Source organism: Desertibacillus haloalkaliphilus (genome assembly GCF_019039105.1).
GTDB lineage: Bacteria > Bacillota > Bacilli > Bacillales > KJ1-10-99 > Desertibacillus > Desertibacillus haloalkaliphilus.
The window spans coordinates 1-382 of the sequence record NZ_JAHPIV010000322.1; the positions used below are offsets into that span (position 1 = coordinate 1).

Here is a 382-nt window from a genome sequence, read left to right on the forward strand (position 1 = left end):
TGCATAGGCTGATCAGAACCTATTTAATAGAGAAAAAGACAGACGAAGCGACCCTTGAAAAGTGGGGCCAACTGCTGCCAGAAATCGCAGATCATGCATCTACAATGGAGCGCCGCTCTGTTGATGCTGAGCGCGAAACAGATGACCTGAAAAAGGCAGAGTTTATGCTTGATAAAATCGGTGAAGAGTTTGATGGTATGATTAGTTCCGTCACGAATTTTGGACTATTCGTTGAACTGCCGAATACGATAGAAGGTCTTGTCCATGTGAGCTACATGACAGACGATTACTATCGTTTTGATGAACAGCACTTTGCCATGATCGGTGAACGTACAGGGAATGTCTACCGTATCGGTGACGAAATCACTGTCAAAGTGGTGAG

At 44.8% G+C, this 382-nt stretch carries 1 protein-coding gene; it reads left to right on the forward strand.

The genetic code is table 11. The features are described 5' to 3' along the window. On the forward strand, positions 1-382 hold a 382-nt coding region (locus tag KH400_RS22145), incomplete at both ends, for a S1 RNA-binding domain-containing protein (protein ID WP_217228316.1).